14 protein-coding genes are annotated in these 13,348 nt (G+C 73.1%); 6 read left to right on the top strand and 8 right to left on the bottom strand.

The window, feature by feature from the left end:
* Nucleotides 1-75 precede the first annotated feature (75 nt).
* Nucleotides 76-672, bottom strand: a complete 597-nt coding sequence (locus ACH47X_RS16910) for a TetR/AcrR family transcriptional regulator (RefSeq protein ID WP_397405726.1) — start codon at nt 670-672, stop codon at nt 76-78.
* A gap of 28 nt (nt 673-700) precedes the next feature.
* On the opposite strand from ACH47X_RS16910, the gene ACH47X_RS16905 reads away from it, so the two are divergent.
* From ACH47X_RS16905 to ACH47X_RS16890, 4 genes are all read left to right on the top strand, one after another.
* Nucleotides 701-1,528, top strand: a complete 828-nt coding sequence (locus ACH47X_RS16905; protein ID WP_397405725.1) for an oxidoreductase — start codon at nt 701-703, stop codon at nt 1,526-1,528.
* A gap of 65 nt (nt 1,529-1,593) precedes the next feature.
* Entirely contained in the window at nt 1,594-1,962 is a 369-nt protein-coding gene (locus ACH47X_RS16900) for a VOC family protein (RefSeq protein ID WP_397405724.1), read from the top strand.
* Between the two features lie 38 nt (nt 1,963-2,000).
* Complete coding sequence (locus ACH47X_RS16895; protein WP_397405723.1) at nt 2,001-2,471, top strand: PPOX class F420-dependent oxidoreductase; 471 nt, start codon at nt 2,001-2,003, stop codon at nt 2,469-2,471.
* Between the two features lie 34 nt (nt 2,472-2,505).
* Complete coding sequence (locus ACH47X_RS16890) at nt 2,506-3,720, top strand: pyridoxal phosphate-dependent aminotransferase (protein ID WP_036963083.1); 1,215 nt, start codon at nt 2,506-2,508, stop codon at nt 3,718-3,720.
* Nucleotides 3,721-3,833: 113 nt separating this feature from the next.
* Here ACH47X_RS16890 and ACH47X_RS16885 read toward each other — a convergent pair whose 3' ends face one another.
* From ACH47X_RS16885 to ACH47X_RS16855, 7 genes are all read right to left on the bottom strand, one after another.
* Nucleotides 3,834-4,433: a GNAT family N-acetyltransferase gene (locus ACH47X_RS16885; protein WP_397405722.1), complete on the bottom strand. Its 600-nt coding sequence runs from the start codon at nt 4,431-4,433 to the stop codon at nt 3,834-3,836.
* A 38-nt stretch (nt 4,434-4,471) separates the two neighbouring features.
* Nucleotides 4,472-5,452 (bottom strand): phosphotransferase family protein, encoded by a 981-nt coding sequence (locus ACH47X_RS16880; RefSeq protein WP_397405721.1) that lies wholly within the window; start codon nt 5,450-5,452, stop codon nt 4,472-4,474.
* Nucleotides 5,452-6,558, bottom strand: a complete 1,107-nt coding sequence (locus tag ACH47X_RS16875) for an Rv2578c family radical SAM protein (protein WP_397405720.1) — start codon at nt 6,556-6,558, stop codon at nt 5,452-5,454. Before ACH47X_RS16875 ends, ACH47X_RS16880 begins: the two co-directional genes overlap by 1 nt.
* Before the next feature lie 66 nt (nt 6,559-6,624).
* The gene (locus tag ACH47X_RS16870) at nt 6,625-7,416 is read right to left on the bottom strand and encodes a hypothetical protein (RefSeq protein ID WP_397405719.1); all 792 of its coding nucleotides are present in this window, start codon (nt 7,414-7,416) and stop codon (nt 6,625-6,627) included.
* Between the two features lie 149 nt (nt 7,417-7,565).
* A complete protein-coding gene (gene hisS / locus ACH47X_RS16865; protein WP_397405718.1) occupies nt 7,566-8,945 on the bottom strand; it encodes a histidine--tRNA ligase in 1,380 nt (459 codons plus the stop codon).
* Between the two features lie 30 nt (nt 8,946-8,975).
* Nucleotides 8,976-9,641: a hypothetical protein gene (locus ACH47X_RS16860; RefSeq protein ID WP_397405717.1), complete on the bottom strand. Its 666-nt coding sequence runs from the start codon at nt 9,639-9,641 to the stop codon at nt 8,976-8,978.
* Entirely contained in the window at nt 9,638-10,300 is a 663-nt protein-coding gene (locus ACH47X_RS16855; RefSeq protein ID WP_397405716.1) for an MBL fold metallo-hydrolase, read from the bottom strand. Before ACH47X_RS16855 ends, ACH47X_RS16860 begins: the two co-directional genes overlap by 4 nt.
* Nucleotides 10,301-10,504: 204 nt before the next feature.
* Between ACH47X_RS16855 and ACH47X_RS16850 the strand changes: the two genes are divergently transcribed.
* Complete coding sequence (locus ACH47X_RS16850) at nt 10,505-11,272, top strand: peptidylprolyl isomerase (protein ID WP_397405715.1); 768 nt, start codon at nt 10,505-10,507, stop codon at nt 11,270-11,272.
* On the top strand, nt 11,269-13,296 hold the full coding sequence (locus ACH47X_RS16845) for a DUF349 domain-containing protein (RefSeq protein WP_397405714.1): 2,028 nt from the start codon (nt 11,269-11,271) through the stop codon (nt 13,294-13,296). The genes ACH47X_RS16850 and ACH47X_RS16845 overlap by 4 nt, the downstream gene beginning before the upstream one ends.
* Nucleotides 13,297-13,348: the final 52 nt, after the last annotated feature.

Genomic DNA, 13,348 nt, shown 5'->3' with positions numbered 1-13,348 from the left:
AAGACGAGTTGCCCCCGCCGGGCACCCTGACGGGCGGGACGGCGGTGGGTGGGCGCCGCAGGGCGCGCAGCGAGTCTAGTGCGTGACGGCGGTCGGGGCTGCGTCCGCTGCGCCGAACCTCAGGCCGTCGAAGAGGAGCCCTGTGATGCGCACGGCTTCGTCCTGCCAGCCGTCGGTGGCGCGCATCCCGCAGACCCCGCCCAGGGCGCGCAGGAGGGTCCGTCCGTTCACGTCGCCGCGGACGGTGCCGCCGGCAGCGCCCGCGGCGAGGAGAAGGTCGAGCGCCTGGGCCATCTGCGCGCGGGCGTCGCCGAACACGGGCGAGTCGGTCGCCATGATGGCCTCCAGCGCGACGGCCATCCCCTTGCCTACGGCCGCGTGCTCGACGAGCAGCAGCAGGAACCGCCGCAGGGCCTCGTCGGGGGCGTGCTCGTCGAGCAGTGCCGCGGGTGCGGCGCACAGCTCGTCGACCTCGTGGCGGTAGACCTCCTCGACGAGCGCCTCCCGCGTGTCGAAGTGTCGGTAGATCGTCCCGACCGCCACGCCTGCCCGGCGGGCGATCTCCTCGACGCGGATGTCCGACTCCCCGGCGAGGAAGGCATCCCGCGCCGAGGCCAGGACCGCCTCCCGGTTGCGTCGCGCGTCGGAGCGCAGCGGGCGTGACGAGGGCATCTCGACCTCCGTAAGATGAATCGGGTTCATGTTAGGTGTACTGTTTCCGGAATCAGGTTCATCTTACTGGAGGGAGACCCCCGTGCCCGTCCCGGCCGAAGGGTTCGAAGGCTTGCGCGTACTGGTCACCGGCGGCAGCCGGGGCCTCGGCAGAGCGACCGCCCAGAGGTTCGCCGCGGCCGGTGCGACGGTGCTCACCGCCGCACGCAGCGCGCCCCCCGACGGTCTGCCCGTCACCCACTTCCCCGCGGACCTCGCCACCGAGCAGGGCGTCGCCGAGCTCGGCCGCCGGGTGATCGACGCCGTCGGCGGCGTCGACGTCCTGGTCGACAACGCCGGCGCCGCGACCACCCCGACGCCGACCCTCCAGCGGTCCGACGAGTCCTGGCGCTCGGATCTCGAGATGAACCTGCTCGCGGCGGTACGACTCGATCGGGCGCTGGTTCCTGGGATGGTCGAGCGCGGCTCGGGCGTCGTCGTGCACGTCTCGTCGATCGCGAGCCGGCTGCCGCAACGCGACGAGGCCCCCTATGCGGCGGCCAAGGCGGCGCTCAACGCCTACAGCCGCGAGCTGGCGACCGAGGTGGGCGAGCACGGGGTCCGTGTGGTGTGCGTCCTGCCAGGCTTCGTGGTCACGGAGGGTGCTCGTGCCCACCACCAGCAGATGGCCGACCGGCAGGGCGTCACCCTCGGCGAGGTGCAGCAGCAGATCGTCGACCACCTCGGCATGCCGATGGGCCGGCCCGGCGACCCCGAGGACGTCGCGGAGATGATCGCCTTCCTGGCGTCCGACCGGGCCAAGTGGCTCACGGGAGCCCAGTTCCGCGTCGACGGCGGCATCATCCCCGCCGTATGACGAGGTGGGTCACGAGCAGGCTGCCGACGGTCACGGGCAGACTAGAGACACGAGACGGAGACAACATGAGCATCAACCTCGGCGCGGTGAGCTTCGACGCCCCCGACCTGGACCTCGAGAGCGCGTTCTGGCAGCAGCTCCTGGGCGGTTCGGTCACCCGGACCCCGACCCATCACTTCGTCCGGGCGGACGGGTTCCCGGTGTTCGTGGTCCAGCTGGTCCCGGGACTCGTCCCGCCGGGCTGGCCGGACGGGAACCCGCAGCAGATGCACGTCGACCTCACGACGGACGACCTGGCAACGGCTGACAGGGAAGCCCTCGCGGCGGGGGCCCGTCGACTGCGGCCCACCAGCGACATCGACCCCGGCGCGCCGCCGAGCGGCAGGGTCTATGCCAGCCCTGCCGGGCACCCCTTCTGCCTGCGGCCCGCCTGAGGCACGGACGAGCCGGGCCCGGGGATAGCCTGACGCCCATGGCCAGGACTATCGCGACCAACACGACCGTGTCCCGGGACGAGCTGCTGGAGTTCCTCCGCTCGCGCCGCAACGGGATCCTCGTGACCACGAGGGCCGACGGCGCCCCGCAGCTCAGCCCGGTGACGTACGGGGTGGACCCGGAGGGCCGGGTCGTCGTCTCGACCTACCCCGAGCGGGCCAAGGTACGGAACCTGAGGAAGCGGCCGGCGGCGTCGTTCATGGCGCTCGGCGGGGACTTCGGCGAGGCGTGGGTGCAGGTCGACGGCACCGCCGAGGTGCTGGACGTCCCGGAGTCGGTGGAGCCTCTGGTGGCCTACTTCCGGGCGGCGGCCGGCAAGGAGCACCCGGACTGGGACGAGTACCGCGCGGCGATGGTGGAGCAGGGCAAGTCGCTGGTCCGGATCACGATCGAGCGCTGGGGTCCGGTGGCGACGGGCGGGTTCCCGGCGCGTCTCGCGGACGGGTGACGAGGCACACCACCGGACCTGCGACCATGAGCGGGTGCGAGAGATCAGGCAGAGCCGCAAGCTGAAGTCCGTCCGGTACGACGTCCGTGGTCCGATCCTGGAGGAGGCGTACCGGCTGGAGGCCGAGGGTCACCAGATCCTCAAGCTGAACATCGGCAACCCGGCGCCGTTCGGGTTCGAGGCACCGGACGCGATCCTCGCGGACATGATCCACCACCTGCCCGAGGCCCAGGGTTACAGCGACAGCCGGGGCATCTACTCGGCGCGCACGGCGGTGGCGCAGTACTACCAGTCGCACGGCATCGACACGCACGTGGACGACGTCTTCATCGGCAACGGCGTCTCCGAGATGATCAGCATGGTGCTGCAGGCGCTCGTCGACGACGGCGACGAGGTGCTGGTGCCCGCGCCGGACTACCCGCTGTGGACCGGGGCCGTGAGCCTGCAGGGCGGCACGCCGGTGCACTACCGGTGCGACGAGTCCAACGAGTGGAACCCGGACCTGGCGGACATCGAGTCGCGCATCACACCCGCCACGAAGGCGCTCGTGATCATCAACCCGAACAACCCGACCGGGGCGGTGTACAGCGAGTCGACGGTCAAGGGCCTGGCGGAGCTGGCGCGCAAGCACGACCTGGTGCTCCTGAGCGACGAGATCTACGAGAAGATCCTGTTCGACGGCGCCACGCACCACCACACCGCCACGTTCGCCGCCGACGACGTCCTGTGCATCACGTTCAGCGGCCTGTCCAAGGCGTACCGGATCTGCGGCTACCGGTCGGGCTGGGCCATGATCTCCGGCCCCAAGCACCGCGCGACCGACTTCATCGAGGGCCTGACCCTCGTCTCCAACATGCGCATGTGCGCCAACGTGCCGGCGCAGCACGCCATCCAGACGGCGCTCGGCGGCTACCAGTCGATCGACCACCTGGTGCAGCCCGGCGGCCGGTTCTACGAGCAGTCGATGCTGGCGGACAAGCTGCTCAACGAGATCCCGGGCGTCACGTCGGTGCGGCCGCGCGGCGCCCTGTACTGCTTCCCGCGGCTCGACCCCGAGATGTACCCGATCAAGGACGACGAGGCGTTCGTGATCGGCCTGCTGCGCGCCAAGAAGATCCTGGTGACGCACGGGACAGGCTTCAACTGGCCCGAGCCCGACCACTTCCGCCTGGTCACGCTGCCCGACGTCGACGTGCTCACCGAGGCGATCGGCCGCATCGCGGAGTACCTGGAGGAAGTGCGGGCCTGACGCCTGCGGGCGCTCTCCCTTCTGAGGGGGAGGTCCGGGCCTTGACGCCCGCGGCCGAACTCCCCTTTGAGGCCTAAGTTTCTTCGCTTTGCGTGGCCGCAAAGCGAAGAAACTTAGGCCTCAAAGGGGAGAGCGCCCGCACCGTCGTCCAGCCGGGCGTGGACGTGCATGTCATGGTGGCCGTCCGCGTGGCGCGCGGCGCCACGGCGGGTGCCCTCCAGGGCGAACCCGGCCTTCACCGCGACGCGGCAGGAGGCCTGGTTGAGCGTCGAGTGCTCCAGCTCCAGCCGCCGGAACCCGGCGTCGAACGCCCAGGCGCTCGCCGCCGTGACGGCCCGCGGCGCCACACCCCGGCCGCGGGCAGCAGGGACGGTCCAGTAGGCGATCTCGGCGACGCCGTCGAACAGCTCGAGGTCCTTGAGCGCGAGCCGTCCCAGCAGCGACCCGTCCGCGCCGGCGACCGCCCACTCCAGGCGGCGCTCCTGCGCCCACGCGTGCTGCCAGTTCACGATCATCCCGAGCGCCTCGTCGGGCGAGTCGATCCGGCGCACGTGCCAACGCTGGATGCCCGGGTCGGCGTACGCGTCCTGGAGGGCCGGCGCGTCGGTGCCGTTCCAGGGCCGCAGCACCTCGCCGCCGCCGAGGGGCAGCGTGGGCTGTGCCAGCCGCGCCAGCGTGCCGGGCGTGATCGTGTACGGGGCGAGTTCGGCCATGCCGACACCCTAGGTCCCGGGGCTGTTCGGCACGCCGGTCAGGGCGCCGCGTTGACGTCGCCGGTCCGCGCGATCGCGCGCAGGTGCGCGCGTGCCTGGCGCACCACCGGGTTGGCCTCCGCGCGGGCCGCGAGGTCGATCAGGGCGACCAGGTCGGCGACGCGCGCAAGGTCGGTTGCCCGACGTCGGTCGGGCTCGCCGACGCCCCGGTCCACGCCGCCGCCGGAATTCACACCCGAGCCGGTGAACCAGCCCTCCAGGACGCCCTCGACGTACGCCTGCTCCCGGTCGAAGCGCAGCAGGTTGCCCAGGTCGGTGGCCGGATGCCCGGCGTGCGCGAACTCCCAGTCGAGCACGCCGGTGACCTGGAGCGTCGCCGGGTCCACGAGCACGTTCTTGGGGTTCAGGTCGCTGTGCACCAGACAGGGCGCGGCGCCGTCCAGGCCGGCGACCGCACGTTCGGCGACCGCCCGCAGGCCCGTGACCTCGCCGTCGGTCCAGCCGCCGTCGACCAGCCGAGGCGCGTGGGTGTCGACCCAGTCGGGCAGCCGGAAGTCGAACGGCTCGATCCGCAGGCCCGCGTCGGCGAACATCCCGGACCGCGGCAACGGCGTGGCGGCGAGGGTTCCCGCGACCCGGCCGAGCGCGCGGCCCAGGGACCGCAGGCCGTCGTCGCGGTCCGGCGCCGGGTTGCGGGCGACCAGCCGCGCGAGCACCAGGTCGCCGCGCTCCCCCGGCAGCAGTTCGGTGACGAGCAGCCCGGGCAGGCCGTCGTCGGCGTCGGACACCTGGCGGACCGCCGGGACCGGGACCAGGCCGCGAACCCGGTCCAGCAGAGCCGCCTGGATCCGGGCCGTGCCCGGGGCGTGCCGGCCGTCGGCGAAGTACCGCGCCACGACACGGTCCCCCGGGGCTTCGGAGCCGGTCGCGAGGAAGGTCTCCCCCGACCAGCCGCCCGCGAGCGGCTCCAGGACGTACCCGGGCAGGCGCGGGTCGACACGCGGACGCGGTGGCTCCATCAGAACAGGGTCTCGCCGCCGACGTCCGCGGTCAGGGAGGCCGCGCCGACACCGTCGGCCCGTACCCCGGTGAACGCGCCGCGCGGGTAGTCGCCCTCCGCGTGCCGGTCGTCGCCGACCCGGTGCATCGCGGCACCGCCGAGCCCGCGCTCGCGGATCAGGGGGCGCACACGTTCCCAGAGCCAGTCCCGGTAGCCCTTGTGCGCGTACGCGCCGCGCGCGTAGACGCGGCCGTAGCCCTCGACGAGGTGCGGGTGCGAGCGTTCGAGCCAGCCGAGGTACCACTCGCGGGCACCGGGCCGCAGGTGCAGCGGCAGCACGGTGACGCCGGTCGCGCCGGCGTCGACCAGGTTGTCGAGCAGCCGTTCGAGGTGCGCGAGGGAGTCGGTCAGCCAGGGCAGCACCGGCGCGACCATGACCCCGCACTGCAGGCCCGCCGCCCGGATGGCGCGGATCAGGTCGAGCCGGGCCTTCGGCGTCGGGGTACCGGGCTCGATGGCCTGCTGCAGCTCCTTGCCCTGGGGCGTGTCGGCGAACGCGAGCGAGACGCCGAGCCCGACGTCGACCCGCTGCGCGGCCTCGGTGATCAGCGGCAGGTCGCGCCGCAGCAGCGTGCCCTTGGTCAGGATCGAGAACGGCGTGCCGGAGTCCGCGAGCGCCGAGATGACGCCGGGCATGAGCCGGTAGCGCCCCTCGGCCCGCTGGTAGGGGTCGGTGTTGGTGCCGAGCGCGACCGGCTCGTGCGACCAGGACTGCTTGGCGAGCTCGGCGCGCAGCACCTGGTCGGCGTTGACCTTGACGACCACCTGGGAGTCGAAGTCGTGGCCGGCGTCGAGGTCAAGATATTCGTGGGTATTTCGGGCAAAGCAGTAATAACAGGCATGACTGCATCCGCGGTACGGGTTCACCGTCCAGCGGAACGGCATCTGGGAGGCCGCGGGAACCTTCGACAGAGCGCTCTTTGCCAGCACCTCGTGGAAGGTCACGCCCGCGAACTCGGGCGACCGGACGGTGCGCACCAGCCCGGCGCCACGCAGCGCGGGGAGTTCGAGCCCGGGCAGCGCGCCGTCGTCATCGTTCGAGATCGCCTGCCCTTGCCAACGCATGAGTCGATTCGAACACTCGTTCGACGGGACGTCAAGTTGTCCACGGGGTCAGGGCACTGGGCGCGGTCAGGGCAGCGGCGCGGCGCACCCCGCCGAGACAACCTCGCCCGACGCGGCATCACCCGACACCACGACCGATACGCTCCACTCCCCACGCTCGGACGCGGCCAACGCGCGCGGCGGCTCGACGGCGAGCGGTCCGGCGTCGGGGACGGCGGCGCGCACGGTCGGGTAGGTGGCACCGTCGCCGTCGGTGAACGTCACCGCGACGTCCGACCCGGAAGGAGCCTCGACCGCGAGGTGGCCCCCGGGGTCCGGCAGCCGCAGGCCGAGGACGTCGCGGTACCGGTCGACCCAGGCCACGGACGCCCCCGCCGGGCAGACGAGCGCGACATGGTCGGCCTCGACCGGTGAGAACGCGAGGATCGCCGTGGATCCCGCGAGCGCCGTGGCCAGCACGACGGCCGGCACCCGGATCCGGCGCCGGACGGGACGGCGAGGGTACAGCCGGTTGTCGTCCGGGCCACCGCGCGGCACCGGTCCGACACGGTGCGTCTCGACGCCGCGGGGCGCGGGAACTGCGCGGAACCCGCCGACGGGCTCGGCGCCGCGGCCCCAGCCGGCGGCACCGACCCGGCCGGCGGCGCTGAGCTCGTCAGCGGCGCTCAGCCCGTCGGCGGCGATGATCCTCTCGGCGACACGACGCGAGCGCCTGACCCGTCGCGTCCAGGCCGCCTTCACGGCAGCCCGGTCGCGACGGCGTCTCACCGGTTCCTGGGGCGCGCCGGTCACCCCGACGAGCGACTGTTCCCAGCGCTCGCCGACGACCTCGTCACCGAAGCGTCCCGAACCCGTCATCGACTGTCTCCTCGACCCGCCGGCAGGCCGGGGTTCGGCCAGGCGGCGTCGTTACGTACGGAGTCTCATCGACCCGACGCGAGGCTAGCCGACCGCGAGCGCGCGGCTTCGGGCATACCGGACAACAGGTGCCAGTTCACCCCTGAGGTTCACCCGCGCGGCACGACCCGGGGCCAGCGGTCCTCGTCCGACGGCATCCACGACGCGGCGTCGGCGTCGACCTGGTCGCCGGAGCGGATGTCCTTGACCTGGTCGGCACCCACCGCGCCGTCCTCCCCCGTGGACCCGGGGAACCAGACGAACGGGATGCCGCGCCGGTCGGCGTACTTGATCTGCTTGCCGAACTTCGCGGCGCTGGGCGCCACCTCGACCGGGATGTCCCGCGCACGCAGCGCGGCGGCCACGGCGTCGGACGTCGCACGCTCCTCCTCGGACGCCACCGCGACCAGCACTGCGGACGGCACCGAGCGCGTCGCCTCCACCAGGTCGGCCGACAGCAGCCGGGAGACCAGCCGCGAGACGCCGATCGACAGGCCCACACCGGGGTAGGTGTTCTTGCCGTCGGAGGCGAGCGTGTCGTACCGGCCGCCGGAGCAGACCGACCCGAGCTGCTCGTGGCCGACCAGCACCGTCTCGTACACCGAGCCCGTGTAGTAGTCGAGGCCGCGCGCGATCTTCAGGTCCGCCACGACCACCCCCGGCGCACGCTGCGCCGCCGCGGCGATCAGCGCACCGAGCTCCGCCAGGCCGGTCTCCAGCAGCTCCGTGACCGCACCGTAGGACTCGGCCAGCGCACGCACCTCGTCGATCACGGCGACGTCCGACCCCGAGATGGACGCGAGCGCCAGGCATGCCTTGGCCTGGTCGTCGGTGGCGCCGCACTCGGTGACGAGCAGCTCGGACACCTTCTCGGGGCCGATCTTGTCGAGCTTGTCGATCTGCCGCAGCACACCCTCGACGTCCTCGAGGCCGACACCGCGGTAGAAGCCCTCGGCGACCCGGCGGTTGTTCACCAGGATGCGCACGGGCGGCAGGCCGATCTCGCCCAGGGCGCCGAGCGCCTCGGCCATGACCAGCGGCGCCTCGACCTCGAAGTGGTACGGCAGCTCGCCCGCGCCGACGATGTCTATGTCGGCCTGGACGAACTCGCGGAACCGGCCGTCCTGCGGGCGCTCACCGCGCCACACCTTCTGGATCTGGTAGCGACGGAACGGGAACGCGATGCGCCCGGCGTTCTCGAGCACGTAGCGCGCGAACGGGACGGTCAGGTCGAAGTGCAGGCCGAGCTGCTTCTCGGAGCCGGAGCGCGCGGCACCGTCCTCCTCCTGGAGGCGGGAGAGGACGTAGACCTCCTTGGACGTCTCGCCCTTGCGCAGCAGCTGGTCCAGCGGCTCGACGGCCCGCGTCTCGATCCCGGCGAACCCGTGCAGCTCGAAGGTGTGGCGCAGAGTGTCGAGGACGTGCTGCTCGACGATGCGACCGTCAGGGAGCCATTCGGGGAAACCGGAGAGAGGAGTGGGCTTTGCCATGCCTCAGATCTTCCCACGAGCGGCGAGGTGTCAGCCCGGGTTTTCCACAGCCTGGTCGACCAGCCGGGCGAGCACGTCGAGCTCACCACGCTCGTGCCACGCCAGGCGGCGCAGCACCTTCACGCTGGTCCAGCTCCCGTGCTCGGGCCAGGTCGTGGCCAGACCCGGCGCCAGCGCCTCGACCGCGCGTCGCACATGCGCCCCGGACTCCTCGAGCTCGGTCACCACGTCGTCCGCCCGCTCCCGCGCGGACAGCCCCAGCAGCGGCAGGTAGTAGCGCGACTCGGTATCCGCGATGTGGAACGCGAGCTGCTCCACCGTGTGCCATGACGCGTAGGCGGGCAGCCGCCGGCCGGGGTCGCGGTGGTCCAGCACGCTGCGCGGTGCGGATCGCACCAGAGCGAGGGTGCGCGACCGTGCCCGGCCGAGGACCGCGAGCGTCGCCGCGCGCTCCGCCTCGGACGCCGGCAGCGTGTCCCGCTCGAACACCGTCTCGTCGCCGCTCGCGGCGCGATCCACACGTTCGACGACGTCGAGCGCGCCGCCGTCGAGCCCGCACCGCTCGGCAAGGTCGGTCAGCGCAGCGTCGTCGTCGGGTCCCTGGCCGCAGACGCCCCAGTGCTCCAGGTCGAACGTCCAGGCGGCGGACCAGCCGTCCTCGGCCATGCCCGCGCCCGCGTCGACGTAGGCCCTCACCCGCGGCCCGCGGCGAGGAACGGGTTGGTCCCCAGCTCCTGCGCCACCGTGGTAGCAGGGCCGTGGCCCGGGACGACGGCGAGCCCCGGGTCGAGCACGCGCACCACGTCGCGCAGGGTCTCGCCCATCACCCGGTCCGAACCGCCGTGCAGGTCGGTGCGCCCGATGGAGCCTGCGAACAGGACGTCGCCGGACAGCACCACCTCGTCGTCGAGCCGGTAGAGCGTGGAGCCCTCCGTGTGGCCGGGCGCGTGCAGGGCGTGGAGCGTGACCGCGCCGAACGTGAGCGTCGTCGACCCGCCCGGGGTCGCGAACGGCTCGACGACCTCCGGCGCGCGGTAGTCGTCGCGGTGCAGGCCGAGCGCGGACTCCAGCGCGGGGCTGAGGGTGGCGAACGGCTCGTCCAGCCGGTAGGCGTCGGCCTCGTGCAGCCGCATGGGGATCCCGTACCGCGCGCACAGCGCCCCGGCGTCCCACGTGTGGTCGGCGTGTCCGTGGGTGGCCAGGACGGCACGCGGGGTCAGGCCCGCGTCGTCGACCAGCCGCACGACGGCGTCCGCGACGCCCGCTCCGGCGTCCACCACGACGCAGTCGGTACCGGCGGACACCACGCAGCAGTTGGTCCCGAAGACCGGCGCGACCACGATTCGAAGCTCCACGAAACCCACGCTAACCGGTCGGTCCGACCCATGTGGACGCTTGTTCACCCCTCGCGGGCGCGGCTCAGACAGTATGACCTGGCATCCGATGCCTACACTGTCCCCGCACGGGGTGATTCGCCCCGGATCCATCAGGTGAACCGGTCCCCGCAGGACCGCGCCCGGGTCGGGGCGAGCACAAGAGAGCACGGAGAAGGGAACGCGGTGGCTTCCACCAAGCAGCGGCAGCGCACGCAGCAGGCCAGGCAGGCCGAGAAGCGGGCGCAGCGGCAGGCGGCCAAGCGCGCGCACAAGCAGCGCCTGTGGACCCTGGTCGCGCTGTTCACCGTGCTCGCACTCGTGGGCGCCTTCGTGGTCGCCGCGCTGATCAACAACAACGCCGCGCCCGAGGCCGGCGCCTGCCCGGCTGCCGTCGAGGAGGCTCGGGACACCTACGAGCTCGCCGACCCCGCGGTCGCCGAGGACCGTGCCTGGACCGTCACGCTGCAGGCCTGCTCCGGCGACACGACCGCCGACATCGTGCTCGAGCTCGACGGCGCCGCCGCACCGCAGGCCGTCGCCAGCTTCGTCACGCTCGCCCAGGGCGGGTACTTCGACGGGACCGGCTGCCACCGCCTGACCACGCAGGGCATCTTCGTGCTCCAGTGCGGCGACCCGACCTTCACCGGCTCCGGCAGCCCGGGCTACTACTTCGGCCCCGTCGAGAACGCCCCGGACGACGACGTCTACCCGGCGGGCACCGTCGCGATGGCGCGACGCGGCGACGACGCCAACTCCATGGGCTCCCAGTTCTTCCTCGTCTACGAGGAATCGACCATCCCCTCCGACTCCGCCGGCGGGTACACGGTCTTCGGCACGATCACATCCGGCCTGGACTTTGTCCAAGCAGTCGCTGACGCGGGCGTGGCAGAAGGTGCACCAGACGGTCCACCTGCCAACCCGGTCACCATCGAAGGAGTTGAGACCCAGTGAGCGAACCCACTTCTCGCTCGACCGAGCCCGTCCAGCAGGACGCGCCCGTCGAGCCCGTGGCCGAGACTCCGACCGCAGCCGAGTCACCGGCTGAGGCGCCCGAGGCGGCCGTCGAGGCCGACGCACCGGAGGCTGCCGTGGAGGCGACCGACGAGGCGCCCGCGACGGATCAGGTCACCGAGGAAGCTCCCGTGGCCGAGCCCGAGGCGCCCGCCGAGGACGCGCCCGCCAAGGACGCGCCCGCCAAGGACGCGCCCGCCAAGGACGCGCCCGCCAAGGACGCTCCGGCCGAGGAGGCGCCCGCCGCCGAGGCTCCGGCCGAGGAGGCCCCGGTCGCCGAGGCCGCCGAGGCCGAGGCCGCCGTGGCCGCGACTCCCGCCGAGGACGCTCCCGCCGCCGAGGCCGAGGCTCAGGCGGAGCCCGATGCTCCGGCGGAGCCCGAGGCGACGGCCGAGGAGCCTGCGACTGCCGAGGCGACGACGGAGGAGACCCCGGCCGAGGCCGAGACTCCGGCAGCCGAGGCCGAGCCCCCCGCCGAGGAAGCCCTCGCCGAGCAGGCTCCCGCCGAGGAGACCCCCGCTGCCGAGGCCCCGGCCGCGACCCCCGCGCCGAAGCCCGCCACCCCGAAGCCGTCGGCGATCCCGTCGCCGGCCGCGCTCGCCCGTCCGCGTGCCCCCAAGCCGGGTGCGCCGTCGGCCCCCGTGGCCCAGTCCGCACCCGCGGCACCGGTCGCGCCGGTGGTGCCCGCCGCCGCGGACGCCGTCGCGCACGCCGAGGCGGAGAAGTTCGGCCGTGTCGACGACGAGGGCAACGTCTACGTGCACGACGCCGCCGGCGAGCGTGTCGTGGGCCAGTTCCCCGGCGTCACGACCGAGGAGGCGCTCGCCCTGTACGTGCGGCGCTACCTCGACCTGAGCGCCAAGGTCGGGCTGTTCGAGGCCCGGCTGGAGAGCGCCGACCTGTCGGTGCGCGAGATCGACCAGACGCTGCAGAAGCTGAGCGAGGAGACGGCCGAGCCGGCCGCCGTCGGCGACCTGGACGGCCTGCGGGCCCGGGTGGAGACCCTGCGGGGCCGCGCCGCGGAGCGGCGTGCCGCCCTGGAGCAGGCACGGTCGGCCGCCAAGGCCGAGGCCGTCGCGTCCCGCACCGCGATCGTGGAGGCCGCCGAGAAGATCGCGGGGACCGACCCGAGCAAGATGCAGTGGCGCCCGGCGGGCGAGGAGCTGCGCGCCCTGCTGGACCGGTGGAAGGACGCCCAGCGTTCCGGGCCGCGCATCGACCGCCCCACGGAGGAGTCCCTCTGGAAGCGGTTCAGCCACGCCCGCACCGCGTTCGACCGCGAGCGCCGGCACTTCTTCGCCGACCTGGAGCAGCGCAACAGCGCGGCCAAGGTCGAGAAGGAGAAGCTGGTGTCCGAGGCGGAGGCACTGTCGGACAGCACCGACTGGGGCTACACCGCGGGTGCCTACCGCGACCTCATGACGCGCTGGAAGGCGGCCGGGCGGGCGTCCCGCAAGGACGACGACGCGCTGTGGGCCCGGTTCCGGGCGGCGCAGGACCGGTTCTTCCAGGCGCGGGACGCCGAGAACGCGGTGATCGACGCGGAGTACGGCGAGAACCTGAAGGTCAAGGAGGTCCTGCTGGAGGAGGCGGAGGCGCTGCTCCCGGTCAAGGACCTGAACAAGGCCAAGGCGGGCCTGCGCAGCGTGCAGGAGCGCTGGGAGGAGGCCGGCAAGGTTCCGCGCGGCGACATCCAGCGCATCGAGGCTCGGCTGCGTGCGGTGGAGACCGCGATCCGCGACGCCGACCAGGCGCAGTGGAAGCGCACCAACCCGGAGACGCGGGCGCGTGCCGAGGGTGCGGCGGCGCAGCTCGAGTCCGCGATCGCGGGTCTCGAGGCGGACCTCGCGGAGGCTCAGACCAAGGGTGACAAGCGCAAGGTCTCGGAGCTGGAGGCCGCCGTGGCGGCTCGCCGCTCGTGGCTGGAGCAGGTCGTCAAGGCCGCCGAGGACTCCCGGGGCTGACCCGGGACGGGTTGTCCACAACGGGCCCGGTCGCGCGCTGCGCGACCGGGCC

It is taken from the genome of Promicromonospora kroppenstedtii, from assembly GCF_044389675.1.
Lineage (GTDB): Bacteria > Actinomycetota > Actinomycetes > Actinomycetales > Cellulomonadaceae > Promicromonospora > Promicromonospora kroppenstedtii.
The sequence above is the reverse complement of the archived record's forward strand: the minus strand, read 5'-3'. Positions and strand labels throughout refer to the sequence as shown.

Bases quoted from the DNA above. Each gene is read 5' to 3' on its own strand.
- ACH47X_RS16910 (WP_397405726.1), bottom strand. From the start codon at position 672: ATGCCCTCGTCACGCCCGCTGCGCTCCGACGCGCGACGCAACCGGGAG.
- ACH47X_RS16905 (WP_397405725.1), top strand. From the start codon at position 701: ATGTTAGGTGTACTGTTTCCGGAATCAGGTTCATCTTACTGGAGGGAG.
- ACH47X_RS16900 (WP_397405724.1), top strand. From the start codon at position 1,594: ATGAGCATCAACCTCGGCGCGGTGAGCTTCGACGCCCCCGACCTGGAC.
- ACH47X_RS16895 (WP_397405723.1), top strand. From the start codon at position 2,001: ATGGCCAGGACTATCGCGACCAACACGACCGTGTCCCGGGACGAGCTG.
- ACH47X_RS16885 (WP_397405722.1), bottom strand. From the start codon at position 4,433: ATGGCCGAACTCGCCCCGTACACGATCACGCCCGGCACGCTGGCGCGG.
- ACH47X_RS16880 (WP_397405721.1), bottom strand. From the start codon at position 5,452: ATGGAGCCACCGCGTCCGCGTGTCGACCCGCGCCTGCCCGGGTACGTC.
- ACH47X_RS16875 (WP_397405720.1), bottom strand. From the start codon at position 6,558: ATGCGTTGGCAAGGGCAGGCGATCTCGAACGATGACGACGGCGCGCTG.
- ACH47X_RS16870 (WP_397405719.1), bottom strand. From the start codon at position 7,416: ATGACGGGTTCGGGACGCTTCGGTGACGAGGTCGTCGGCGAGCGCTGG.
- hisS (WP_397405718.1), bottom strand. From the start codon at position 8,945: ATGGCAAAGCCCACTCCTCTCTCCGGTTTCCCCGAATGGCTCCCTGAC.